Source organism: Streptomyces boninensis (assembly GCF_048572725.1).
GTDB classification, from domain to species: Bacteria; Actinomycetota; Actinomycetes; order Streptomycetales; family Streptomycetaceae; genus Streptomyces; species Streptomyces boninensis.
This window is the reverse complement of sequence record NZ_CP183837.1, coordinates 8,151,964-8,177,353: the sequence shown is the minus strand read 5'-3', so window position 1 is coordinate 8,177,353 and position 25,390 is coordinate 8,151,964. Positions and strand designations below refer to the sequence as shown.

The 25,390-nt window shown below is 69.5% G+C and carries 18 protein-coding genes; 10 read left to right on the top strand and 8 right to left on the bottom strand.

Features of this window, described 5'->3' with window-relative positions; all coding sequences use genetic code 11:
• Positions 1-54: 54 nt before the first annotated feature.
• Together ACNNMR_RS36875 and ACNNMR_RS36870 are read right to left on the bottom strand one after the other, a co-directional pair.
• Entirely contained in the window at positions 55-537 is a 483-nt protein-coding gene (locus tag ACNNMR_RS36875) for a pyridoxamine 5'-phosphate oxidase family protein (RefSeq protein WP_419999055.1), read from the bottom strand.
• Between the two features lie 29 nt (positions 538-566).
• The gene (locus ACNNMR_RS36870) at positions 567-1,214 is read right to left on the bottom strand and encodes a DUF3887 domain-containing protein (RefSeq protein ID WP_419999054.1); all 648 of its coding nucleotides are present in this window, start codon (positions 1,212-1,214) and stop codon (positions 567-569) included.
• A 380-nt stretch (positions 1,215-1,594) separates the two neighbouring features.
• On the opposite strand from ACNNMR_RS36870, the gene ACNNMR_RS36865 reads away from it, so the two are divergent.
• The 5 genes from ACNNMR_RS36865 to ACNNMR_RS36845 all read left to right on the top strand — a co-directional run bounded on the left by ACNNMR_RS36865 (position 1,595) and on the right by ACNNMR_RS36845 (position 7,860).
• Complete coding sequence (locus ACNNMR_RS36865) at positions 1,595-2,578, top strand: ABC transporter permease (protein WP_419999053.1); 984 nt, start codon at positions 1,595-1,597, stop codon at positions 2,576-2,578.
• Between the two features lies 1 nt (position 2,579).
• Positions 2,580-3,539, top strand: coding sequence for an ABC transporter permease (locus tag ACNNMR_RS36860; RefSeq protein ID WP_419999052.1), 960 nt, complete (start codon positions 2,580-2,582; stop codon positions 3,537-3,539).
• Positions 3,536-5,647 carry a dipeptide ABC transporter ATP-binding protein gene (locus ACNNMR_RS36855; RefSeq protein ID WP_419999051.1) on the top strand — a complete coding sequence of 704 codons (2,112 nt, stop codon included), beginning with the start codon at positions 3,536-3,538 and terminating at the stop codon, positions 5,645-5,647. The genes ACNNMR_RS36860 and ACNNMR_RS36855 overlap by 4 nt, the downstream gene beginning before the upstream one ends.
• A gap of 21 nt (positions 5,648-5,668) precedes the next feature.
• On the top strand, positions 5,669-7,363 hold the full coding sequence (locus ACNNMR_RS36850) for an ABC transporter family substrate-binding protein (RefSeq protein ID WP_419999050.1): 1,695 nt from the start codon (positions 5,669-5,671) through the stop codon (positions 7,361-7,363).
• A 74-nt stretch (positions 7,364-7,437) separates the two neighbouring features.
• Entirely contained in the window at positions 7,438-7,860 is a 423-nt protein-coding gene (locus ACNNMR_RS36845) for a VOC family protein (protein ID WP_419999049.1), read from the top strand.
• A 6-nt stretch (positions 7,861-7,866) separates the two neighbouring features.
• On the opposite strand, the gene ACNNMR_RS36840 is transcribed toward ACNNMR_RS36845, so the two are convergent.
• Positions 7,867-8,979 (bottom strand): LacI family DNA-binding transcriptional regulator, encoded by a 1,113-nt coding sequence (locus ACNNMR_RS36840; protein ID WP_419999048.1) that lies wholly within the window; start codon positions 8,977-8,979, stop codon positions 7,867-7,869.
• A 181-nt stretch (positions 8,980-9,160) separates the two neighbouring features.
• Between ACNNMR_RS36840 and ACNNMR_RS36835 the strand changes: the two genes are divergently transcribed.
• From ACNNMR_RS36835 to ACNNMR_RS36820, 4 genes are read left to right on the top strand one after another with little or no spacing between them, the layout of a single operon-like run.
• Positions 9,161-10,405 (top strand): ABC transporter substrate-binding protein, encoded by a 1,245-nt coding sequence (locus ACNNMR_RS36835; RefSeq protein WP_419999047.1) that lies wholly within the window; start codon positions 9,161-9,163, stop codon positions 10,403-10,405.
• Between the two features lie 11 nt (positions 10,406-10,416).
• Positions 10,417-11,412, top strand: a complete 996-nt coding sequence (locus ACNNMR_RS36830) for a carbohydrate ABC transporter permease (protein ID WP_419999046.1) — start codon at positions 10,417-10,419, stop codon at positions 11,410-11,412.
• Between the two features lies 1 nt (position 11,413).
• Positions 11,414-12,247 carry a carbohydrate ABC transporter permease gene (locus tag ACNNMR_RS36825; RefSeq protein ID WP_419999045.1) on the top strand — a complete coding sequence of 278 codons (834 nt, stop codon included), beginning with the start codon at positions 11,414-11,416 and terminating at the stop codon, positions 12,245-12,247.
• A 2-nt stretch (positions 12,248-12,249) separates the two neighbouring features.
• On the top strand, positions 12,250-13,332 hold the full coding sequence (locus ACNNMR_RS36820) for a glycosidase (protein WP_419999044.1): 1,083 nt from the start codon (positions 12,250-12,252) through the stop codon (positions 13,330-13,332).
• Between the two features lie 68 nt (positions 13,333-13,400).
• Here ACNNMR_RS36820 and ACNNMR_RS36815 read toward each other — a convergent pair whose 3' ends face one another.
• Positions 13,401-15,599 carry a polysaccharide lyase family 8 super-sandwich domain-containing protein gene (locus ACNNMR_RS36815; RefSeq protein ID WP_419999043.1) on the bottom strand — a complete coding sequence of 733 codons (2,199 nt, stop codon included), beginning with the start codon at positions 15,597-15,599 and terminating at the stop codon, positions 13,401-13,403.
• Positions 15,600-15,680: 81 nt separating this feature from the next.
• Positions 15,681-17,876, bottom strand: coding sequence for a polysaccharide lyase family 8 super-sandwich domain-containing protein (locus ACNNMR_RS36810; RefSeq protein WP_419999042.1), 2,196 nt, complete (start codon positions 17,874-17,876; stop codon positions 15,681-15,683).
• 196 nt (positions 17,877-18,072) lie between these two features.
• Here ACNNMR_RS36810 and ACNNMR_RS36805 point away from each other — a divergent pair, with 196 nt between their 5' ends.
• Positions 18,073-20,304 carry an NACHT domain-containing protein gene (locus ACNNMR_RS36805; RefSeq protein ID WP_419999041.1) on the top strand — a complete coding sequence of 744 codons (2,232 nt, stop codon included), beginning with the start codon at positions 18,073-18,075 and terminating at the stop codon, positions 20,302-20,304.
• On the opposite strand, the gene ACNNMR_RS36800 is transcribed toward ACNNMR_RS36805, so the two are convergent.
• The 3 genes from ACNNMR_RS36800 to ACNNMR_RS36790 are packed head-to-tail and all read right to left on the bottom strand — an operon-like array spanning position 20,279 to position 25,374.
• Positions 20,279-21,199, bottom strand: coding sequence for an AEC family transporter (locus ACNNMR_RS36800; RefSeq protein ID WP_419999040.1), 921 nt, complete (start codon positions 21,197-21,199; stop codon positions 20,279-20,281). The two genes, ACNNMR_RS36805 and ACNNMR_RS36800, sit on opposite strands and share 26 nt — an antisense overlap.
• A gap of 18 nt (positions 21,200-21,217) precedes the next feature.
• On the bottom strand, positions 21,218-22,729 hold the full coding sequence (locus ACNNMR_RS36795; protein ID WP_419999039.1) for an alpha-L-fucosidase: 1,512 nt from the start codon (positions 22,727-22,729) through the stop codon (positions 21,218-21,220).
• A gap of 14 nt (positions 22,730-22,743) precedes the next feature.
• The gene (locus ACNNMR_RS36790; protein WP_419999038.1) at positions 22,744-25,374 is read right to left on the bottom strand and encodes a family 78 glycoside hydrolase catalytic domain; all 2,631 of its coding nucleotides are present in this window, start codon (positions 25,372-25,374) and stop codon (positions 22,744-22,746) included.
• Positions 25,375-25,390: the final 16 nt, after the last annotated feature.

Below are 25,390 nucleotides of genomic sequence, written 5' to 3'. Positions count from 1 at the left end.
CCACAACCGCCCGGCCATTCGGCCACTCGGCGCCTGCCGGGAAGCGCCGCCCGGCTAGAGGACCACAGGGACGCGGTGATCGGATGTGCGGCCGTGCGCCGGGCACGGCTCGCTGGAGGCATCCGGGCAGAGCATGGAATGCTCGGTCACCGTCGCCCGGTACGCGCGATACACGCCGGGCGGCCGGAAAGCCTCCGGCCCCTTGCCGAACGGCGCCGCCCCGAGATAGATCTCCAGCCCCCGGTCCAGGTCGGCTCCGCTCAACTCGCAGGCCGTGGCGGCCATGTACACCGCCTCACCGGAGCCCGGCACCTGCTGCGAGTTGAAGACCACGATGCCGATCCGGGGCCGCGCCGCGATATTGCGGACCTGGGTCGCCTCGGGCGAGGAGATCCAGTAGAAGGTCGAGTACCCGTCGGCCACATAAAACACCGGCGACACCCACGGCTCACCATCCGCGCTCGCGGTCCCCAACGTCATGAACCGGTTGCCGTCAATAATCGCCCGCCCCTGAACCGCAAGCTCCTCGGTGTCCATGCCGCAGACCGTACAGCGGGGCGCTGCCCCTAGGGGGTCTCGGGCGGGAGGATGAAGAGGCCGGCGACCTTCTCGTCGGGGTCGAAGGCGATGCGGGCCTTCATGTCGCCCGCCTCGTAGTGCAGTGGGATGTCGACGACGGTGTGGTCGCCGATGCGCCGGACGAAGGGGGCGTCCTCGCCGAAGCCTTCGAAGGCGCCGACCAGGCCGGCGACCGCCGCCAGGGTGTCGCCTCGTACCTCGTCGGTGAATGCCTCCAGAACCTCGGCGTTGAAGGACTGCCTCGCCTCGTCCATGCGGCCTTCGAGGATGTCCGTGGCGATCCCGAGCGCGCGATGCCCGGCGTCGGCCATGTGCACTGTCTTGTCCATGAGTTCTCCCGTACGGGGGTCGATGGGCTTGCCGAACCGCTGGAACGCGGCCTGGCGGGTGACGCCGAGCAGGTCCCCGATCTCCTGCCAGGTGTGGCCGGCGTCCCGGCACTGCTGCACGGACAGCTTGAGCACCTGTTCCGCGAGGCCGTCGACGCGCTGAGCGTGCCGGACCAGGTCGAGGTAGGCGGGGGACGCCAACGGGCTGCGTACCGCGTCGGCCAGGACCGAGGCGCGCTCGGACAGCAGGGCGCTCAGGGCGGTGAGGGACTGCGGGGCGTCAGCCATGTCAGCCATGTCAGCCATACGTAAAGGGTGCCTTTACACATCCAGCGCGTCAAGGGATCCTTTACAACCGCGTGCGCAGTCGTCACACATGCCACTCCCTTACCGGAACTTGACCCGGCCGGTATTGACGCGCCGTACAGCGGATTGCGATCGTCAGGATCGGCGCTGGCCAGATCGGCGCCGGCCAGGCATGCAGCTGCCACCCAGCTGACGCTCCGGCCCGAGTGACGCCCCTACCCGAGGTCAACCCCCCATGTTCGGCGCATTACTTGCCCCCACCCCCCGCCAAGCCGCTCGCGACCCGGCCCACGCACTACGCCTGCCATAGACCTGGGCGCCATCCCGCCACCAGGGCGTAGCCCCACACCCCCCACCACCCTTGAAAGGCCGGGTAGCCAGTGCTGCGATACGTCGCGCGGAAATCCGCCGGCTGGATCGTGATGATTGTCGTGGCGACGAACATCACCTACTTCCTTGCCAACGCATTTCTCAAACCCGCTTCAAATTACCTTGCGTTGCGGCCGCCACGAACCACGGCTCAGATCAATCACTCGCTTTCGCTGTACAACCTCAACCCGGACAAGCCCATCATGTCGCGCTGGTGGGACTGGTTTTCCGGGATTCTCTTCCATTGGGACTGGGGTGCCTCGCCGACCGGCGGCAGCGTCAATGAGCAGATCGTCTTCCGCGCCCTGACGAGTGGGCAGTTGGTGCTGGGGGCGACGATCCTGTCGATCGTCATCGGCGTCGCGCTCGGCGTCTTCACCGCGGCGCGCCAGTACAAGGCCTCCGATCGGGCGTGGCAGGGCCTGTCGGTGCTGTCGTTCAACACGCCGTCCGCCGTGGCGTCCCTGGCCGTCGTGTTCGCGACCATCTCGCTCAACGAGTCGCTCGGCAGCACGCTGCTCCCGGTGGCGGGCGCCCAGAGCCCCGACGCGTCAGGCTTCTGGGCGGTGTTCGGGTCGCGCATGACCCACGCGATACTGCCGACGATTTCCCTCACCTTCATTTCGTACGCCGGATATCACCTGCTCCAGCGGTCGCTGCTGCTGGACAACATCAATTCGGATTACGTACGGACCGCCCGCGCCAAAGGCCTGACCCGCCAACAGGCCATCCGACGGCACGGATTGCGTACCTCCATCATTCCCGTAGCCACCCAGGTCGCCTTCGCGATGCCGACGCTCTTCACCGGCGCGGTCATCACCGAGACGGTCTTCGCCTGGCACGGAATGGGCGAGTACTTCACCAAGACGATCAGCACCAATGACGTGCACGGGGCCGTCGCCGTCGCGGCATTCGGCGCCCTGATGACGGCTATCGGCGCCATCCTCGCCGACCTCGCCGTCGTCGCCCTCGACCCGAGAGTGCGGGTGAACTGACATGGCCATCAACATGCCCGGCGTCGGGTCCGACATCGACGAGGCGGCCCGCCCTGACGAGGTCGACGCGCAGGACGCCAATGGCGGCGGCAAGCGCGCCACGCGGCTCTCCCCCAGCCGGCTCTACCTCCGCCGCTTCCTCCGCAACAAGCCCGCCGTCGCGGGGCTCTTCCTCTTCATCTTGCTGGTTCTACTCGCGTCGACCGGGCGTTTCTTCACCGACTGGAATTACGAGGAGGCCGACTTCGCGGCCCTCAGCGTCTCCCCCGGCACCGGCGGCCACCTGCTCGGCACCAACGGCGCCGGTAACGACGTCTACGCCCAACTGGTGCACGGCCTCGGCCGGTCGCTGATCATCGCGGTCAGCGTCTCGCTGCTGACCACCGCGATCGCCGCGCTCTTCGGCACCACCGCCGCCTACCTGGGCGGCCGGGCGGAGCGGCTGATGCTCGGCTTCGTGCACTTCCTGATGATCCTGCCGTCGTTCCTCATCATCGCCCTGGTCGGCACGCACTACCGGGGCGACTGGCAGGTGCTGGTCGTGGTCCTCACCGTCTTCGGCTGGATGCTCACCGCCCGGGTCATCTGGTCGCTGGCGACGTCGCTGCGGGAGCGCGAGTACGTGATGGCGGCCCGGTTCATGGGGGTGAGCGCGCTGCGCACGATCGTGCGCCACATGGTGCCCAACATCGGCTCCCTGCTCATCGTCACCTTCACCCTCGGTGTGGCCTCGACCGTGCAGGCCGAGACCGCGCTGTCCTTCATCGGCTTCGGGGTCAAGCAGCCGGACGTCTCGCTCGGCACCATGCTCGCCGACGGGCAGAACACCCTCTCCACCGCGCCGTGGCTCTTCTACTGCCCGGCAGTCCTGGTGGTGCTGCTGACCGTCGCGATGGCGCTCATCGGCGACGGCCTGCGCGACGCCCTCGACCCCACCTCGCACTCCGGAGGCCGCGCATGATCAAGCAGGGCACCGTCACCACCGAGACCGCGACCACGCAGCCGCTGCTCTCGGTCCGCGACCTGCGCGTCGCCTTCCCCTCCGAGGCCGGCCGGGTGGACGCGGTCCGCGGCGTCTCCTTCGACCTGCACCGCGGCCGCACCCTCGGCATCGTGGGCGAGTCTGGATCCGGCAAGTCGGTCACCTCCATGGCCGTCATGGGCCTGCTGCCCGATTACGCCGCCGTGACCGGAGAGATCACCCTGGGCGGCGACAACCTGCTCGGCCTGGACGACCGCGAGATGTCGAAGTCCCGCGGCAGCCGGATCGGCATGATCTTCCAGGACCCGCTCTCCTCCCTCACCCCGATCTTCAGCATCGGCACGCAGCTGGTCGAGGCGCTCCAGATCCACCAGGACCTCTCCTCCGCCGCCGCCTGGAAGCGCGCCGTGGAGCTCCTCGACCTGGTCGGCATCCCCAACCCCGACAAGCGCGCCAAGGGCTTCCCGCACGAGTTCTCCGGCGGCATGCGGCAGCGCGCCGTCATCGCCATGGCGATCGCCAACGACCCGGATCTGATCATCGCGGACGAGCCGACGACCGCGCTGGATGTGACCGTCCAGGCACAGATCCTCGACGTACTCAAGACGGCGGGGCGGGAGACGGGCGCGGCCGTCATCATGATCACCCACGATCTGGGGGTGGTGGCGGGGTCGGCCGATGACGTGCTGGTGATGTATGCCGGGCGGGCGGTCGAACGGGCCCCGGTGGACGAGCTGTTCGCGCGGCCGCGGATGCCGTACACGATCGGGCTGATGGGCGCGATCCCGCGTCTTGACGACCGGGCGAAGGACGCGCTGGTGCCGGTGAAGGGCACGCCGCCGCTGCTGGTGGAGCTGCCGGACGCGTGCCCGTTCGCGGCGCGGTGTCCGGTGGTGCAGGACGAGTGCCGCGCGGAGGAGCCGGCGCTGGCCGAGGTGGCCACGGGTCACCTCGCCGCCTGCCGCCGCGCCGACGAAGTCAGCGACGGCGCCATCGACGGCGCCCCGGTCTTCCCCGTACCCACCCGCAAGGAAGCCGACCTCACGAAGCTCCCCCGCGAGGAGCGGGCCACCGTCCTGGAGCTCTCCGGCGTCACCAAGACCTTCCCCCTTACGCAGGGCGCCCTGCTCAAGCGCCGGGTCGGCTCCGTCCATGCCGTCAACGGCATCGACCTGGACATCCGCGAGGGCGAGACGCTCGGCCTCGTCGGCGAGTCCGGCTGCGGCAAGACCACGACGCTGCTGGAGATCATGGGCCTGAAGCCGCCCGAGCAGGGCCGCATCACGGTCGCCGGTACGGACGTGGCGAGCCTGAAGCGCAAGCAGCAGATCAGCGCCGTACGCCGGGACATCCAGATGGTCTTCCAGGACCCGATGGGCTCCCTGGACCCGCGCATGACCGTCTTCGACATCCTCGCCGAGCCGATCCGCGCCATCGGCGAACGCGACAAGGCCACCCTCGCCCGCCGCGTCGGCGAGCTGATGGAGCTGGTTGGCCTCGACCCCGAGCACCGCGACCGCTTCCCGGCCGCCTTCTCCGGCGGCCAGCGGCAGCGCGTCGGCATCGCCCGGGCCCTGGCCACCAAGCCGAAGCTGCTCGTACTGGACGAGCCGGTCTCCGCGCTGGACGTCTCCATCCAGGCGGGCGTCATCAACCTCCTCAACGACCTCAAGGCCGAACTGGGTCTGTCCTACCTGTTCGTCGCTCATGACCTGTCGGTGGTACGGCACATCTCCGACCGGGTCGCGGTGATGTATCTGGGCCGGATCGTCGAGGTCGGCGCGGTGGACGAGGTCTTCGAGAACCCCCGCCACCCCTACACCCAGGCGCTGCTCTCGGCGATCCCGCTGCCCGACCCGGCGGCGGAGCGCACCCGGGAGCGCGTCCTGCTCAAGGGCGACCTGCCCAGCCCGACCGACGACCGGCCCGGATGCCGGTTCGTGAGCAGGTGCCCGCTCCATCAGACGCTGGCCGATCCCCAGAAGGAGCGGTGTCGCGGGGAGACACCGCAGCTCGCGGGAAGGGAGGACGGGGACCACCGCGACGCCTGCCACTTCGCGGACCTGCCCGTGCCGGCAGAACGCTGACCACCGACCAGAAAGAGCTCCATGAAGAAATACGCGCTGAGCGGCGTCGCATTCGCGGCTGTCGCTTCACTGGTCCTCTCCGCCTGCGGTGGAGGGGATGACTCGGACGAGAAGAACACCAGGGGAGCCAAGTCCGAGAAGGACGTGCTGACCTCGTACAACCCCCAGCCCGCGAGCAATCTCAAGCAGGGCGGGAAGATGACCCTGCCGATCGTGGAGATCCCGGATCAGCTCAACCCGATGCAGGGCAACGGGTCGCTGTACACATCCAAGATTGCCTGGTTCTACCAGCCGCAACTGTCGTACAACGACCCCAAGGGCAAGGTCACCTTCAACAAGGACTACCTGACCAGCGTCAAGCAGAAGACGGTCGACGGCAACACCCAGGTGACCTACGACTTCAACCCCAAGGCCAAGTGGAACGACGGCCAGGCCATCGACTGGACCGCCATCCGCGACACGTGGAAGGCCAACAGCGGCAAGGACAAGAAGTACGTCGTCAGCTCGACCGACGGTTACCAGAACATCAAGTCGGTCACCAAGGGCGAGAACGCCAAGCAGGCGATCGTGACCTACGACGGGCCGTACGTGTGGTGGGACTACATCTTCAACACCGTGATCAACCCGCACATCGCCAAGCCCGACGCCTTCAACAAGGCGTACGTGAGCAAGCCGCACGCCGAGTGGGGCGCGGGCCCGTACACGATCGACAAGTTCGACGCCAAGGGCGGCACGGTCTCCTACAAGCCCAACCCCAAGTGGTGGGGCGCGAAGCCGCATCTGGACAAGTTCACCTTCGTGCAGATGGAGGAGAGCGCAGAGATCAACGCGTTCAAGAACGGGCAGACTGACGGCGCCGAGGTGCAGCGGGCGGAGAAGCTCGCCCAGGTGAAGTCGATGAAGGGCATCGACATCCGGCGCGGCACCTCCGCGGAGACCAACCTGCTCGTCTTCAACAGCACCTCGCCACAGCTGAAGGACGTGGCAGTGCGCAAGGCGCTGATGGAGGGCATCGACCGCGCACAGCTGGCAAAGGTCACGTTCCAAGGCCTCAACTACACCGAGACGCTGCCTGGTTCCACCAACCTGTACCCGTTCCAGAAGGGGTACCAGGACAATTTCGGCAAGCTGGTGAAATTCAACGCCGCCAAGGCGAAGAAGGAACTGGACGCAGCGGGCTGGAAGCCGGGCTCCGACGGTATCCGCGCCAAGGGCGGCAAGAAGCTGTCGCTGAACTTCCCGACGATCGGCGACAGTGCCGAGGTCAAGGCCCGCGCCGGGGCGCTGGCGCAGATGATGAAGAACATCGGCGTGAAGCTGAACATTCAGGCGCGCCCCTCGTCCGACTTCAACAAGGTCTTTACGACCCGGGCCTTCGACATCTTCGGCATGGGCTTCATCTCCAGCAGCGCCAACGGCATGGGCTTCATCTGCCAGATGTACTGCTCCAACAGCTCGCTGAACGTCTCGCGCTCGACCCCGAAGAGCTTCGACACCGAGGTGAAGGCGGTCACCAAGCTGCCGACGGAGCAGGAGCAGATCGACGCCGGCAACAAGGTCGAGGCCAAGGCCATGAAGACGTACGGCATCATGCCGCTGCACAACGGCCCGAGCATCTGGGCCGTCAAGAAGGGCGTCGCCAACTACGGCCCCGCCCAGTTCTACGGCAACTACGGCCTGATCGGCCCGCCCGAGCTGATCGGCTGGCAGAAGTAGCCCAGCAGTAGCTCCCTCACCTCCTGGGCGCCCAGCGCGCCCAGGAGGTGCCGCTTTCAGCACACGGAGGCCCCGTGCACCGCCCTATCAGCGGCACCCTGCACCACGTCGAACTCTGGGTACCCGACCTGGCCACCGCCACCGCCTCACTCGGCTGGCTGCTGGAGACGCTCGGCTACCGCCCGTTCCAGAACTGGAGCGACGGGCGCAGCTGGCAGCTCCAGGGCACCTACATCGTCGTCGAGCAGTCCCCCGCCCTCACCGCCGACCGCCACGACCGCTGCCGCCCGGGCCTGAACCACCTGGCTTTCCACGTGCAGGACCGCACCACCGTCGACAAGCTCACCGCCGAGGCCCCCGAGCACGGCTGGCGGCTGCTCTTCGAGGACCAGCACCCGTACGCCGGCGGTCCCGAGCACTACGCCGCCTACCTGGAGAACGGGGACGGCTTCGAGGTCGAGTTGATCGCGATGGTGCCGTCCGCCGAACGGGAGTAGGCGCCCTCACTCCGCCGCAGGCGGCGCCGTGCTGCCGCGCACCACGAACGCCACCGGCGGCAGCTCGGTCTCCGTCACCTCCCGCCCCTCCGCGAGCGCCACCAGCGCCTCCGCGGCGGCGCGCCCCCACGCCGGTACGTCCTGGCGCACCGTCGTCAGCGGCGGCGCGATGCAGTCGGCCAGCGGAATGTCGTCGAAGCCGACCACCGACAAGTCGCTGGGGACCCGCAGCCCGCGGCTGGTGGCGGCGGCGATTCCGGCGATGGCCATGAGGTCGTTGGCGTACACGATGGCGGTCGGGGGCCGGTCCAGGTCGAGCAGCTCGTGGGTGGCGCGGGCGCCGGCGGCGCCGGTGAAGTCCGCTTCGGCGGGCGGGATCTCGGGCAGGCCCGCGTCCGCCAGGGCGGCGCGCCAGGCGGCGCGGCGGGCCTCGGTGTGGACGTAGCCCTCGGCGCCGGTGACGTGGCCGATCCAGCGGTGGCCGAGTGAGCGCAGGTGGCCGACCGCGCGGCGGACGCCGCTGCCGTCGTCGGCGGCGAGGGCCGGCACCGGGCTGCCGGACTGGGGCGGGCCGACGATCAGGGCGCCGAGGCCCAGGTCCGTGACGAGCGCGGGCCGGGGGTCGTCGGCGCGCATGTCGGTCAGGAAGACGCCGTCGACCCGGCCGTCGCGGGCCAGCCGCTCGTACGCCTGCCGCTCGGCCTCCTCGTCCGGTACGACCTGCAGCACCAGCGCGTAGCCGAGCGGGGCGAGGCCGGTCTCGACGCCGGCGACGAACTGCAGGAAGAACGGGTCGGTGCTGAGCAGTTCCGGCGGGCGGCGGATCACCAGGCCGAGGGTCTGGGCACGCTTGTTGGAGAGCGCCCGGGCGCCGGCGTTGGGCTGCCAGCCCAGTTGGTCGATGGCTTCCATGACACGTACGCGGGCCTGCGGGCTGACGCCGGAGCGGCCGTTGATGACGAAGGAGACGGTCGCCTTGGAGACCTGGGCGAGCGCGGCGACATCGCCGATCGTCGGCCGGCTGCCACGCCCCCGGCGCTGCGCCGGCGCCTTCGCCGTACCCGAACCGCGCGCCGAGCCGCCGGCCGGTCCGCCCGCCTGATCGTGCCCCTGTGCCATGCCGCCTCGCCTTCATCCCGGATGACGGAAATGTTAAGCCTCAACCCTTGACGCTCCGATCCTAAACCGGTTTGACTGACGCTCGTCACCCCGCGGCGATCATTTTCGAAGGGACTTGGGTGCAATGATGCGTCACCCGCGCACGACAGTACTGGCGGCCGCCGCGGCGGTGGTCCTACCCTTGTCCGCCTGCGGTTCGGACGACGCCGGCGGCGGCAAGCCGACCGCGGGCCCGATCGACATCTGGTACTCGACGAACGAGCAGGAACAGGCCTGGGCCAAAGCCACGGTGGCCGCCTGGAACGCCGAGCACCCCAAGGAGAAGGTCACCGCCAAGGCGGTGCCGTCGGGCAAGTCCACCGAGGACGTCATCGGGGCCGCGATCACCGCGGGCAACACCCCGTGCCTCGTCTACAACACCGCCCCAGCGGCCGTCTCCGCATTCCAGAAGCAGGGCGGCCTGGTGAACCTCTCGGAGACCTTCGCCGACGCCGAGTCCTTCATCAAGAAGCGCTCCGGCAAGGCCGTGGACGGCTTCCGCTCCCCCGACGGCAAGCTGTATCAGGTGCCGTGGAAGACCAACCCGTTCATGCTCTATTACAACAAGGACGTCTTCAAGAAGGCCGGCCTGGACGCCAAGAACCCGAAGCTGAGCACGTACGACGACGTGCTGGCCGCGGCAAAGGCCATCAAGAGCAGCAAGGCGGCGAAATTCGCCCTGTACCCGCCGGCGACCAGCGACTACACGAATTCGCTCTTCGACTTCTACCCGCTGTATCTCGCCAACTCCGGCGGCACGCAGCTGGTGAAGGACAAGAAGGCCACCTTTACGTCCCAGGCGGGGCAGCAGACCCTCGGCTTCTGGCAGGAGATGTACGCCAAGGGCTATTCGTCCCCCGAGGCGTACAGCGGCGATATGTGGGCGGGCCCGTTCTCCGACGGAGTCGCCGCCATGGGCATCGCCGGGCCCTGGGGCAAGGGGCAGTTCGACGGCAAGGTGAAGTACGGCGTGGTGCCGCTGCCCACGGCCGCCGGGCAGCCGGCCGACGAGACTTCGACCTTCGCGGACTCCAAGAACGTCGGCCTGTTCACCTCCTGCAAGAACAAGCAGACCGCCTGGAAATTCACCAAGTTCTCGATGAACGCGAAGAATGACGGCCAACTGCTGCAGAAGACCGGCCAGTTCCCCACCCGCGGTGACGTGGCCGCCGTCGCCGGAAGCTACCTGAAGGAGAACCCCTTCTACCAGCCCTTCGCCGACGCCGTCCCGCGGTCGGTCGACGTGCCGAACACCGCCGGCTCGACCGAGGTGTGGAAGACCTTCCGTACGGCCTGGGAGGACGCGGTGCTGCCCGGCAAGGGCGACGTCAAGGGCACCTTCGACAAGGCCGCGCAAGAGATCGACGACCAGGCCGGCAACGGCTGACGAGGCACCCGATGACTGCACTCCCTGAAAGCGACAGGGCGGCTAAGCCGCGCGGTCGGGCGTCCGGCCCGGCCGCGCGGCGGACGCCGGCCGCCGATGCGCCAAACAAAGCCCTCGGCCCCCGCACCTCGCGCACCGAGCGCTGGCTCGGCAACAGCCCTCTCGGCATCGCGCTCACCGCGCCGTACACCGCGTACGTCCTGGTCGTGTTCATCATCCCGTTCGCCGTCGGCATCTGGATGGCGTTCCACGACTACTTCTTCACCGCGCCCGGCGTCAGCGTGCCGCACCCGTTCGTCGGCTTCGAGAACTTCACCAAGGTCCTCGGCGAGGAGAACACCCAGCGCGCGTTCAGCAACCTCGGTCTCTTCATGCTGATCAACATCCCGCTGACCGTGGTGCTCGCCCTCGCCCTGGCTTCGGCGCTCAACGCCGCCACCCACTGGCGCGGCTTCTTCCGCGTCGCGTATTACGTCCCGTACGTGACGGCCTCGGTCGCCACCCTCGCCGTCTGGCTGTTCCTCTTCAACGGCTCCGGCGCCGTCAACAACGTCCTCGGCTCCTGGGCCCCCGACCCGTCCTGGCTGGCGAACAAGTCGCTTGTCATGCCGGTCATCGCGGTCTACGTCACTTGGAAGCAGCTGGGCTTCTACATCCTGCTCTACCTGGCCGCGCTGCAGAACGTACCCAAGGAGCTGCACGAGGCCGCGCTCACCGACGGCGCCGGCCGCTGGCAGGCCTTTCGCGCGGTCACGCTCCCGGCCGTCCGCCCGGTCACCTCGCTGGTCATCCTGCTCTCGATCATCACCGCGGGACAGATCTTCACCGAGCCGTTCCTGCTCACCGGCGGCGGCCCCAGCGGCGCCTCGGTCACCCCGGCGCTGCTCGTCTACCAACGCGGCATCGAGCAGGGCGAGCCGGACGCCGCGGCCGCCATCGGGCTGATCCTCGTCACCGGCGTGCTCATCATCGCGACCCTCGCCCGGCGCGTCATGGAGAGGGACTGACATGGCCGGCACCGCACGCATCCTGCGCTACGCCGCGCTCGGACTCGGCGCCGTAGCCGCGCTGCTGCCCTTCTACTACATGCTGATCGGCGCGCTCCAGAAGAAGCGTGACACCAGCCTCGGCGGCCTGCTGCCCAAGCCGGGCAACCTCACCCTGGACAACCTCGCCGGCATCGACGACTCGTTCAGCCTGCTCACCGCCCTGGCCAACTCGCTCATCATGACCGTCGGGGTGGTGGTGTGCACGCTGGTCTTCGGCCTGCTCGCCGGATACGCCCTGGCGATCCTGCGCTTCCGCGGCCGCAGCCTGGTCTTCGCGCTGGTGCTGCTGGTGCAGGCGATCCCGTTCCAGCTGCTGATGATCCCGCTGTACGTAATGGTGGTGCGCTACTTCGGCCTCGCCGACTCGTACGCGGGCATGATCCTGCCGTTCGCGATCAACTCCGTGGCGGTGCTGATCTTCCGCCAGTACTTCCTGCAGATCCCGAGCGAGATCTTCGACGCGGCCCGCATGGACGGCGCCGGCGAGCTGCGTATCCTGCGCTCGGTCGCGGTGCCGCTGGTGCGCCCGGCGATCCTCACCGCGATGCTGGTGACCTTCATCGGCCCTTGGAACGAATTCCTGTGGCCCTTCCTGGTCACCAAGGACCAGAGCATGCAGCCCCTCGCGGTGAGTTTGGCGAACTTCTCCCAGGCCAACTCGACTTTCCAGGCGAACCCGATGGGCGCCGTCCTCGCCGGCGCCTGCGTCCTGGCAGTCCCCGCGGTCGTGCTCTTCCTCCTCTTCCAGCGCCACTTCACCTCCGCCAACCTCGGCTCCGCGATCAAAGGCTAGGAATGATCCAGCTGAATACCGAAACAACGCTCCCGTACGCCCTGAACCGGGTCGGAGTGCTGATGACCGCCGACCCCACCGAGCCCCTGGAGGCCGAGGGCGTCCTCAACCCGGCCACCGCCTGGGGATCCGACGGCGAGCTCTACCTCTTCCCCCGCATGGTCGCGGCCGGCAATGTCTCCCGCATCGGCCGGGCGCGCATCGTGATCGAGGACGGCGTGCCCGTCTCCGTGGAGCGGCAGGGCGTGGTGCTGGCCCCGGACGAGGGCTTCGAGCGGGGCGCACACAACGCCGGGGTGGAGGATCCGCGCATCAGCTTCGTCCCGGAGCTCGGCGTACACGTCATGACGTATGTCGCGTACGGGCCGCTGGGGCCGAAGCCTGCGCTCGCCGTCTCCACGGACGCGATCAGCTGGCGCCGCCTCGGGCCGCTGCACTTTGCGTATGAGCCGCAGCTGGGCACCGACTTGAACTTCTTCCCCAATAAGGACCTGGTCTTCTTTCCGGAGGTTGTGCCCGGACCCGACGGCCGGCCGAGCTTTGCGATGCTGCACCGGCCGATGTGGGACCTGGACTGGCTGCGCCCGGGTGAGGGCGCTCCGGCGCCGGCCGGGGTCACCGACAGGCGGCCGTCGATCTGGATCGCATACGTCGATGCCTTGGAGGCCCGCCGTGACCTGACGGCGCTGACGTCGCTGCGGCACTCGGCGCCGGTGGCCGGTCCCGAGATGCGGTTCGAGGCCGCCAAGATCGGCGCCGGGCCGCCGCCGGTGCGGGTGCCAGAGGGCTGGCTGCTGATCCACCATGGTGTAACGGGGCCGGTGGCCAAGGGCTTTGAGCTCAGCCATGGCGCCGTGTACCGGGCCGGCGGCATGCTGCTCGACCCGCACGATCCGGGGCGGGTGCTGGCGCGCTCGGCGGAGCCGTGGCTGTCGCCTGAGACGCCGGAGGAGACGGTGGGGACGCTCGGCAATGTTGTCTTCCCGACCGCGATCGAGCGCATCGCGGGGACCGACTACGTCTTCTACGGGATGGCGGACAGCACGATCGGTGTGGCGGCGCTGGAGCGGACCGCTGCGGACTGACGCTGCTGAGCAACGCAAAAGGTGGTGCCGGCGGCCTTGAGCCCGCCGGCACCACCTTCTGTGTTGGGTCACTTAAGGGGCTGCGTCACCGTCTTGCCGAGGTTCGCGTCCGAGCCGAGCGCGAAGTCGGCGCGGCGGGTGCGGCCCGGGGAGGTCAGGGTGACGGCGACCTTGAGGCCGGGCTTGTCGGGGTTGGCGACGCTCACCACGGCCTTGCCATCAGCCTGATTGAGCAGGACGACGGCCGGCTGGTCGACCTTCAGGGTGTAACCGGCACCCAGCTCTAGGGTGCCCGCGGCGTGGTAGGTCACCGCCGTCCGGCGCAGCCTGCGGTGGCGGACCGCCTGCACCTTTTCGTCGTTGCGCAGGATCTCGACGGCTGGCTTGGCCGCGTAAGCCCTGACCTTGGCCTGCGCCGCGCCGGGCAGGACGATGTACGCGTACTCCGCCTTGTCGGGGGCCACGCCGTGGTCGAAGAAGAGCGTGAAGGCATTGCGCTTCACCGGGTCCTTGTCGAGCCAGTTGCCGGTCTGCTCCTTGTTCGAGACCTTCAGCGGCCCGCCGTCCGGAAAGACATAGCCGATCTCGTCGTTGTACGCCCAGGAGGCCCGGGCGGCGGAAGCGTCGGTGCCGGGGCGGACGGCCTTGCCGCCGACGGAGGCATTCGCCTTTGCCGCGCCCTGGTTGACGGTCGTGTGGACGGCGTGCGCCGAGGTGGAGCTGATCCCGGCGCCGAGCACCACCATCTCGTCGTCGAAGTAGAAATAGCTCTTACGCCCGGTCGTCGAGGCCCGGTCCTGGGTGTAGACGGTGGCGCCGTAACGGCCATCGGACACGCCGCCGGTGAAGCTGCCGGCATTGCGCTTGCTCGACTGCGAGGTCACCTTCGTGTACGGCGCGGTGACGCCCGGGTAGTGGAACCAGTCGAAGGCGGGCACCAGCTCGTCGTATTCACGATTCGTGACGTGGATGGCGGTGGCGCCCTGCGCATTCCAGTCAATCTCGTTTCCAACCTCGGGGCGGAGGGTGGAGCGGTATTCGGCGCCGACCATGCGCGGGGAATTGAGCCGGGTAAAGATGCCGTACCCGGCACGCAGGTGGGAGGAGAACTCGGAGCGCCAGAAGTACTTGTGCCCGGTGACGCCGTTCTGGCGGGTCTTGCCACGGATATTGTCGGCGAGCTTCGCATAGGCCGCAGAGTTCTTCGAGTCCGCTCGCGCCATCCGGTCGAGCGGCTCCAGGAAGTCGGCCGCGTAACTCGTGACGCCGTCAATGGTGTTGGGCGGCCGGTACCCGAGATACATCATGCCGATCTCGCCGCGGATCAGCCAGCGGGTCCCGTCCACGATGTAGAAGGCAATGGCGTCGATATCCTCATCGGCGAAGGCGAAGCTGGTGCCGCGGGCGACATCGGCCCAGGCGGCGACAATCGTGAACAGGGCCATCCCATAGCCCTCGCTGTAAAGCTGCGCCCCATGACACCAGAAACTCGAGTCGACCTGCACGGCCTCCTTGATGCCGCCGCTCTTGTCGACCGCGACCGTCTGCGCCATCGTGTCGTAGCCCCGCTCGATATCGGCGGTCGCACCCTCGGAGACGGCCTCGTAGAGATAATTCTCGGTCCGCCAGGATCCGTTCGCACCGACCGGGTCGAGCTTGCCGCCGTTATGCGCGTAGGTCACCTCTTGCACCTCGGCATTGAGTTCAGCTCCGACGAAGATCGACACCCGGCCCATGGCCATCGATGTGCCGATCTCGATGTCCCACCAACCGTCGTTTTTCGGCTTGACCTGGTCCCAGTAGACGAGCGCACGGTTCAGGGCCTCGATCAGCTCCGGCTTTCCGTAGCCCGGGGCGCTCCTTTCGCGGAAGGCGTGCGCCATCGCCATCATGCGGTAGAGCGCGCGATACGGCGACCAGACCAGTCCGTTCGCGGACCTCGTGGTGTCGGCGTAGTCCACGTCCGCCCACGAGCCGTCGGTGCGCTGGGACTCGACGTACGTCAGGGCCTCGGAGACGCGAGCGAGCCATATGCCGTTGGCGAGCCGTATCTGGTCGCCCTGGGCGAGAAAGCGCTGCTGGAGGCGGTCGATGATGAGCTGGATGTCGTCCGCCACCGCCCGGCTGCCGCCGGATTCACCGGCCTCGGCGGCCCGCGCGAGGGCCGGCGCCGACAGCGACAGACCGGCCACACCCGCGGCCAGTCCGAGCCCGCCGAACAGGACACGGCGTCGATCGGGCAGAGGTACGGCTCCGTTTTCAGGCATGCGGGACTCCTAGGGCGGCGGTCTCGTCGTCGAGTTGACACACACATTTCTAAACCGGTTCGAAATATGGGCCGGCGGAGGTCACTTGAGCGGCTGCGTCACCGTCTCGCCGAGGTTCGCGTCCGAGCCGAGCGCGAAGTCGGCGCGGCGGGTGCGGCCCGGAGAGATCAGGGTGACGGCGACCTTGAGGCCGGGCTTGTCGGGGTTGGCGACGCTCACCACGGCCTTGCCATCCGCCTCGTTGAGCAGGACGATCGCCGGCTGATCGACCTGCAGGCGGCGGCCCGGTCCCAGGTCGAGGGTGCCCGCGGCGTGGAAGGTCGCCTGCGTCAGCCGCAGCGAACGGTGGCGCACAGCCTGGATCTCCTCGGTATTGCTGAGGATCTCGACGGCCGGCTTGGCCGCGTACGCCCTGACCTTGGCCTGCGCCGTGCCGGGCAGGACGATGTACGCGTACTTCGCCTTGTCCGGGGCGACGCCGTGATCGAAGAAGAGCGTGAAGGCCTTCCGCTTCACCGGATCCTTGTCGAGCCAGCTGCCGGTCTGCTCCTTGTTGGAGACCTTCAGCGGCCCGCCCTCGGGGAAGACATAGCCGATCTCGTCGTTGTACGCCCAGGAGGCGCCGGTCCCGGCGGCATCCGTGCCGGGCCGCACCGGCTTGCCGCCGACGGAGGCATTGGCCTTCGCGGCGCCCTGGTTGACGGTGGTGTGGACGGCGTGCGTCGAGGTGGAGCTGATCCCGGCGCCGAGCACCACCATCTCGTCGTCGAAGGCGAAGTAGCTTTTACGCCCGGTGGTCGAGGCCCGGTCGAGGGTGTAGACGGTCGCGCCGTAGCGCCCGTCGGAGACGCCGCCGGTGAAGCTGCCGGCATTGCGCTTGCTCGACTGCGAGGTCACCTTGGCGTACGGCGCGGTGACACCCGGGTAGTGGAACCAGTCGAAGGCGGGCACGAGGTCGTCGTATTCACGGTTGGTGACATGGATCGCGGTGGCGCCCTGCGCATTCCAGTCAATCTCATTGCCGACTTCCGGCCGCAGGGTGGAGCGGTACTCGGCGCCGACCATGCGCGGGGAATTGACCCTGGTGAAGATGCCGTACCGGTCGCGCAGGTGCGAGGAGAACTCGGAGCGCCAGAAGTACTTGTGCCCGGTGACGCCATTCGAGCGGGTCTCGCCGCGGATATTGTCGGCGAGCTTCGTATACGCCGCCGAGTTGCCCTCATCGGCCCGCGCCATCCGGTCGAGCGGCTCCAGGAAGTCGGCCGCGTAACTCGTGACGCCGTCAATGGTGTTGGGCGGCCGGTACCCGAGATACATCATGCCGATCTCGCCGCGGATCAGCCAGCGGGTCCCGTCCACGATGTAGAAGGCAATGGCGTCGATGTCCTCATCGGCGAAGGCGAAGCTGGTGCCGCGGGCGACATCGGCCCAGGCGGCGACAATCGTGAACAGGGCCATCCCATAGCCCTCGCTGTAAAGCTGCGCGCCATGCGCCCAGAAGCTCGAGTCGACCTGCACGGCCTCCTTGATGCCGCCGCTTTTGTCGACGGCGATGGTCTGCGACATGGTGCCGTAGCCCTGCTCGATATCGGCGGTGGCGCGCTTGGCGACGGCCTCGTAGAGGTAATTCTCGGTCCGCCAGGATCCGTTCGCGCCGACCGGGTCGAGTTTGCCGCCGTTGTGGGCGTAGGTCACCTCGCGCGCCTCGGCGCTGAGTTCGTCGCCTGCGAAGATCGACACCCGACCCATGGCCATCGACTTGCCGATCTCGACCTCCCACCAGTTCTCGCTGGTCGGCTTGGCGCCGTCCCAGTGGAGCAGCGCGCGGTTCAGGGCCTCGATCAGCTCCGGCTTTCCGTAGCCCGGGGCCTTCGGGTCGCGGTAGGCGTGGGCCATCGCCATCATGCGGTAGAGCGCGTGGTACGGCGACCAGACCCGGCCGTTGGCGGAGCTCGTGGTGTCGGTGTAGTCCACGTTGGGCCACGAGCCGTCGGCCTGCAGCGAATCGACGTAGCTGAGGGCTTCGGAGGTACGGGCGAGGAAGATGCCGTTGGCGAGCCGCACCTGGTCGCCCTGGGCGAGAAAGCGCTGCTGCAGGCGGTCGATGATGAGCTGAATGTCATCCGCGACCGCCGCGCTCGCGCTGCCACCGGCCTCGGCGGCCCGCGCGAGGGCCGGCGCCGACAGCGACAGACCGGCCACACCCGCGGCCAGTCCGAGCCCGCCGAACAGGACACGGCGTCGATCGGGCAGAGGTACGGCTCCGTTTTCAGGCATGCGGGCTCCTTGGGCGGCGGTCGCGGCTCGGGCTTGATGCGCACCGTAATCTAAACCGGTTTGAAATTGGCCCAACAACAGTTACCGACTGCCCCCGTTCACGTCAACACCCGCGCCACTCCCCATGTGGTGAACGCGGTCCACCCGCCCCGGCCACGTGTTGTGCGGAACCCGGCCGGTCGGCAGGATGGCAGGCATGGCCGGTGAACTGATCCGCGGACCGCGCCGGCGGATGCGACGGCTGGTCACCGGCGGATTCGTCGCCCTCGCCGCCGTCGGTCTTGCCGCCCTCGGGTGGAGCGTCTATTACGGCAGCAACCTGACAGCCGCGAGCAATGTGGTGGGCATCGTGAGTTCACTCCTCGGAACCCTGGGCGTGCTGGGCACATCGGTCCACCGTCGCGCGGTGGACACCGATGTCCTCAACGGCGCCGCGGAAGGCCTCGCACAGGTGGTCCTGACTCAGCAGCGGCGCCACCGCGAGCGGCTGCTCGGCGCGGACTACCGGGCGATCGACCTCACCTTCCGGTACGGCCCCGAGCCGGCGCGCAATGCCGAGCACGCCGCCGAGCGGGGCAGCTTCGCCGCCGTTGGCGACTATTACCGTCGACTCGAGCCGCGGCGGCTGGCGATCACTGGAGAGCCGGGGTCGGGCAAGACGCTCCTTGCCGTGGAGTTGATGGTGCGGCTGCTGGAGGACCGGGACGGTCGCGTGCCGGTGCCCTGCCTGTTCTCGCTGTCCGCGTGGGACACCGCGAAGCCGTTCGCCGACTGGCTGGCCGCGGAAGTCGCCCTCGCCTACGGCTTCCCGCTGTCCCTGGCCCGGGCGCTGGTGGAGCACGACCGCATCCTTCCGGTCCTGGACGGCCTCGACGAGATGGACCCCGTCGGCACGTCCGCGCGTCGCGCGGAGGCCGCCCTTACGCAGCTGAACCGCTACCACCGGGCACTGGTACTGACCTGCCGCAGCTCGCAGTACGCGGCCTTACGGGGCAGACGGCACCGGCTGTGGGACTGCGCCGTGATCAACCTCGATGACGTGACGCCGTCCCAGGCCCATGACTATCTGTCGAGCCGCGCCCCCTACCCCGACCAATGGCAGGGCGTCCTGGACGACATCCGGCTCGCCGGCTCAGGAGCCCTGGCCACCACGCTCACCACCCCCTGGCTCCTCACGCTCGCCTCGACGGTGGCGCTGGCGGACGGCAGTCCGCGCATCCTCGACTCATTCGTGGGAGTCGCCGCGCAGCCCACCGGCGCCCGTACCCTCGAACACCGCCTGCTGCAGCGGTTCATCCCCGCGCTCACCACACTCCATCCGCCGCCCGGCGGCCCGCGTTATGACAGCGCGCAGGTGGAGTTGTGGACCGGCCGGCTGGCCCGCTTCCTGCGCGACACCGGGGGCCGGAATCTGGCGGGCCGGGTCATGTCCGGCACCGACCTGGTGCCGCACGAGTTGTGGCCGATCACCGGTCTGCGGGCACCGCGCCTGATCACCGCCGCGGTGACGGTCGCCCTCTGGCTTCCCGTACTCATCACGGGCAGTGTGCTGGCCGCGCGGAAGGACTACTTTCCCCACCCGGGGATCCTGGGTGTGCTGCTCGTTTGCGCCCTCCCTTTGCTGGCCGCCTGGGGCACACTCGACCCCTGGCTGGAACCCCGGCGCATCGACCTGCACCGTGCGCTGACGCCGCAGGGCAGCCGTCGCCTCGGCCTGGCCCTTCTGCTCGGCGCCGTGCTCGCAATGAACGCGGCGCTGGCCTTCTCCCCCGGCTTTGGCATGCTCTTCGGCACCGGGTTCGCGTTCGTCTTCGGGCTGGGTCTCGCCACGGCCGTACGCTGGGACATCCATCTGCCCACCGCACTGGTCAGCGCCGGTGTGACCGCGATCGTGCTGGGCGCGGCTGCAGGTGCGGCGGGCGCGCGGTTCGGTGGCTCCGGAGGGCTGGTCGCCGGGCTCGGAGCCGGGACCCTGGCCCTGTTCGTCGCCGTGAAGACCGGCATCGTGGCGGCGCGCCGGTACGGCGGCGGCCTGCCCGACAACACGGCCGCGACACCCCACCCGTATGCCGCACTGCGCCACGACATCACGGCCGGACTGCTCGCCGGTGCGATCACGGGGGTCGCGGCCTTCGTCATCGGCTGGCGCGCGAGCTGGCTGGCCGCCCCACCCCCCATGGCCGCTCTGCTGGGCCTGACCGCCTTCCTCGCCGCCGGCCCGGGCTTCGTCTCCGAGGCCGCCCGCCGCTACCTCGCGATGCTGCTGGCCACCCGCGGACAACTCCCCTGGCGCCTGCGATCCTTCTTCATCTGGGCCTACGACGCGGGCATTCTGCGCACCACGTCCACCGCCTACCAATTCCGCCATCAGCAACTGCAGCAGTGGCTGGCACCCGCCACGCTCACCCGAGGAGCGTCGCCACGGTGATCAGGACCGGTGCCGAGACGATCGTGGAGAGGAGGATCGCCTCGCGGGCGAAGCGTTCCGCGGTGCGGTAGTGGGCGGCGTAGGTGTAGATGTTCTGCGCTGCCGGGAGGGCCGAGGTGACGACCACGTCGCGCAGGGCGGCGCCGCTGAGGTGGAAGACGCCGGTGGCGAGGGCCCAGGCGATGAGCGGCTGGGCGACGGTTTTGATCGCGGTGGCGAGGAAGACGGCGGCGCGGTCGGGGCCGCGCCCGGGGAGCCCGCTGCCGTGGAGGGATATGCCGAAGGCGAGGAGGACGGCTGGCACGGCCATGCCGCCGATGAGGACGAGCGGTTCGAGTACGGGTCCCGGCACCGTCCAGCCGGTGGCCGCGACGGCGACGCCGGTGAGGGAACCGATCGTCGTCGGGTTACGGACCGGGGCGGCGAGGCGGCGGAGCAGTGGGGCACGCCTGCCCTGTCGCGTCAGGTCCAGCACGGCCAGGGCTATGGGCGCGGCTATGAGCTGCTGGAAGAGCAGCACCGGGGCGATGAGCGACGCGTCGCCGAGGACGTAGGCGGCGATCGGGATGCCGAGATTGCCCGCATTGACATAGCCGGCGCACAGCGCGCCCACGGTCGTATAGCCGACGCCCCAGCCCCGGATCGCCGCCACGGCTATGAACAACGCCGCCGCGGCGGCGACCGCGAGCGCCGTCACCAGCAGGCGTACGGAGAGGATCACGGACAGGTCCGCATCCGACAGCGTGCTGAACAGCAGGGCCGGGGTGGCGACGTTGAAAGCCAGCCGCGTCAGCACAGTTGCCCCGTCGGGCCCCAGGTGGCCGCGGCTGCCGAGGACATAGCCGACGCCGATCACCACGGTGAGCACCGCGAAGCCGGTGAGTACTCCTTGCACGTATTTCCCTGAGCCGCCTCACTCGATCCGGAGCACCTGGACATGCTCGGTCGGCGGGGTCGCCGGCAGTTCCACGTGCAGCGCGTCGGGGCGCTGGGTGAAGCGTAAGGGGGTGGTGTGGCTGAGGAGGTCCACGCGGTGGGGGGTGCGGTCGAGCAGGCCGGCATCGGTGCCCAGGCTGCGGATGGCGGTGGTGCCGGCTGCGGTGGGCGGCCAGGACATGAGATGGGCGTACACAGCTCCTTCGCCGCAGGTGAAGCGGACGTCCTCCGGCGTGTACGCGATGGCCTTCTCGCGCGCCTTTTCGCCCTCGACCCCGCTCGGGCCCTCCCCGTACACGCGCCACGGCCGGGTGCCGAAGATGCCCTCGCCGCAGGCGTCCGTCCACGCGGCGAGGTCGTCGAGGACGGCCGCGGTCGGGTCGTCGATGGTGCCGTCCGGGAGCTGGGGGACGTTGAGGAGCAGGCAGCCGTTCTTACTGACGGTGTCGACGAGCAGGTGGATGATCTCGTCCGCGGTCTTGTAGCGCTCGCCGTCGCGGTAGTACCAGTCGCCGATGCTCGTGTCGTACTGCCACGGGTCGGCGGAGATGCCGCCGAGCTGGCCCCGCTCGACGTCCAGCAGCACGGCCTGGCGGTCGGCGTCGGGCACCGTCTTGATGCTCACCACGCCCTCGGGCACGGCCGCGTAGTAGTCGGCGAGGTAGGCCAGGCCCGCGTCGCTCGGCGGGGTCGCCGGGCAGACGCTGCCGGTGTCGAAGGGCATGCGGCCGTCGTCGAGGTAGACCAGCTCGGGTGCGCTGCGCTCGGTGATGTCGCGGAGGCGGGCGTAGAAGTTGTCGATGAAGTCCGGCGGGACCGGGTCGCCGGAGGTGCGTGGCGGGCCGTAGAGCGCGCGCGGGTCGAGGCCGTCCCACCAGGTGCCGCGGCCGTCGGCGGCGGTGAGGCGGCCGTCGTACGGGACGCCGGCGTACGGCCCGTCGGCGTCGGCGGCGTGGGCGGCGTCCAGCCAGCGCCAGGTCCAGGAGCCGGCGTGCATGCTGATGCCGAACCGCAGCCCTGCGCCGCGGGCGGCGTCCGCCCAGCGGGCGACGATGTCGGAGCGGGGGCCGACGTTGACGGAGTTCCAGGGCTGGTGCCTGGAGTCCCAGAGGTCGAAGTTGTCGCAGTGGGCGGCCATGGAGACGAAGTAGCGCGCGCCGGTGCGCCGGAAGCGATCCATCAGTTCGTCGGGGTCGAACTTCTCGGCGCGCCAATGGCGGCAGAGGTCCTTGTGGCCGAATTCGGAGGGGTGCCCGTATCGCTCGCGATGGAGGGCGGTCTGGCGGCGGGAGCGCTTCTGCTCGAAACCCTCGGTGCCGGCGAAGGGGCCGTAGAGGTGGCGCGCGTACCAGTCGCCGGCGCGAGCGACGGACTGCGGGCCCCAGTGGGCCCAGATGCCGAGCTTGGCGTCTTGGAACCAGCGGGGGATGCGGTGGTGGTGGCGGAGGGAGTGCCAGGTGGGTTCGTAGGTGACGGGTTCTGTACGCATAAGTTCCTGTCTGTTCACGCCGGCACCTCGAACCGGCCGTCGCCGGGCTCCGCTTCGTAACACGCCCGTCCGCCGTCGGGCAGCGGCAGCTCGATCCGGGCGGGGGCGCCCGGCGGCACGGTCACGTCGAGGATGAAGCCGCCGTCGGACGGCCGCCGCCAGGCGCTGCGCACGCGGCCGCGCGGGGTGTCGTACCAGGCCTCGGCGTGGGTGAGGTCGCCGACGGGGGTCGGCCGGATGAGGAGGCGGGAGTACGCCACCGAGTCGGGCGCCTGCCGGATGCCGGCGAGCGAGGCGAGGAACCATTCCTCGATCGCGCCGAGCATGAAGTGGTTCTGCGAGGAGCCGCGGGTGGGGCCGTCCCAGCGTTCGGTGAGGGCGGTCGCGCCGTGCGCCAGCTGATAGCCGTAGCTCGGGCTGTCCGTACGGCTGACGAGGTCCCACACCACGTCGTCACGCCCCTGCGCGGACAGCGCGCGCAGCAGCGAGGGCAGCGCGATCTCGCCTACGGTGACGTGGTCGCCGGCCTCCCGTACGGCCGCCACGAGGTGCGCGGTGACCGCGTCCCGCTCGGCGGCGGGGACGACACCCAGGTCGAGGGCGAGGGCGTCGGCGGCCTGGCTGCCGGTGGCGTAGGTCTGGCGCTGCGGGTCGTAGAAGGCGGCGTGGAAGGCGCGGCCGATGCGGGTGGCGAGGGCCGCATAGTCCTTGGCGTCGGCCTCGTATCCCTTGGCGTCCGCCTCGTACCCCATCGCGTCGGCGTCCTCGCCGAGCACCGTCGCGATCCGGGCGAGGGCGGTGGCGGCGCGGTGGTAGCCGAAGGTGGCGGTGACGGCCTTCGGGGTGGAGTTGTCGAAGGACATCCAGTCGCCGAGGCCGTGGGAGAGGAGGTCGTCGGCGTCGGCGCGGGTGGCGAGGTGGTCGAGGTAGCGGCGCATGTTCGGGTAGTACGCGCGCAGGGTGGTGAGGTCGCCGTAGCGGCGGTAGAGCTGCCAGGGGGCGAGGACGATGGCGCCGCCCCAGTTGGGGTCGTCGCGGAACTTGTCCTCGAAGACCTTGTACTCGGGGGCGATGTCCGGCACCAGGCCGGTGGCGGTCTGGGTGTCGGCCATGTCGCGGACGATTTTGCGGTAGTACGCGGCGACGTCGTAGTTGTTCGCGACGGCCGGGAAGACCAGGTGGGCCTCCTCCAGCCAGCCGAGCTTTTCGCGGTGCGGGCAGTCGGTGAGGATGCTGAGCATGTTGGACTGGACGGCCCGTTCGGTGATCCGGTGGATGCCGTTGAGCAGGTCGTCGGAGCTGGTGAAGCCGCCGGCGGGGGTGTTGGCGGCGCGGAGGACGTGGGCGCGGGCGGTGGTGCGGGTGGCCGGGTGCGGGAGGCCTTCGAGCTGGAGGTAGCGGAAGCCGTGGTAGCCGGTGACCGGCTGCCAGACTTCGGGCTCGCCGCCTTTCAGGGTGTACGCGTCGTAGCAAGGGCGACCGGTGAAGCGCTGGTTGACGGTGCCGTCGTCGTGGAGCAGCTCGGCGGGGCGCAGGGTGACGGTGGTGCCGGGTGGGCCGGTGACCTGCAGCTCGGGGCGGCCGGCGATGTTGACGCCGAAGTCGAGGACGTACGTGCCGGGTTCGGGCTCGGTGATGGAGACCGGGTCGAGGGTTTCGGTGATCTCCACCGGGGGGTGGGCGCGGGCGGTGAGCGCGGCGGCGGGCGCGGACACGGGGACGGCCGGGCGCCAGCCAGCGGCGTCGGTCCGGTCGGCGACCGGGGTGTCCCAGCCGGGGAGCTCGCGGCGGGCATCGTATTCCTCGCCGCCGAACCAGTCGGAGAGCGTGATCGGGCCCGGCGCGGTATGCCACGTGTCGTCGGTGCCGACGGTCGTGACCGTGCCGTCGTCCGCCTCGATGCGCAGGAGCGCGAGCAGCTTCGGGAGACCGTAGCTGACGTGCAGCTTCTGGTAACGGCCCGGCACGTCCGGCACGTGGGCGATGCCGCCGGCGAGGCGGAAGCCGACGGCGTTCGCGCCTGGGATGAGGAGGCTGGTGACGTCGTACGTGGCGTAGAGGAGGCGCTTGTCGTAGGCGGTGCAGCCGGGTTCCAGCTCGGCGGTGCCGGCCGGGTGGCCGTTGACGGTGGGGACGTACAGGCCGAGGGCGGTGGCGTACAGGCGGGCGCTGCGGACCGGCTTGTCGAGGCGGAAGTCGGCGGCGAGGAGCGGGTGGGGGCGGTCGGGGTCGTGTGCGGTGGTGCTCGGCGGGGCCCAGTCCGGGGCGGTGATCCAGCGGGCGGGAATCCAGTCGGTGGGGTGCAGGAGGCCGGTCTCCCAGGTGGCGGTGTCGCTCCAGGGTGAGGGTCGGTCGCGGTCGTCCCAGACCTGGACGCGCCAGTGGGCTTGCTGGGCGGAGCGGAGGGGGGTGCCGTCGTACGGGATCGGTGCGCCGTACTCAGCCGTGACTCGGCCGGTGTCCCAGAGGTCGGGGGTGCCGGTGGTCAGCTGGGCGGGGGTGGTGGCGACTTGGATGCGGTACGCGCGCTGCGGGCCGGCGGCGGGGCGCCAGGAGAGGTCGGGGTGGGGGGCGTCGATGCCGAGGGGGTTGGTCAGGTAGCCGGTGCGGAGGTGGGTCGGTGCGGCGGGGTTTGCGGGTGTCATCTCAGGTCTCCTGTCT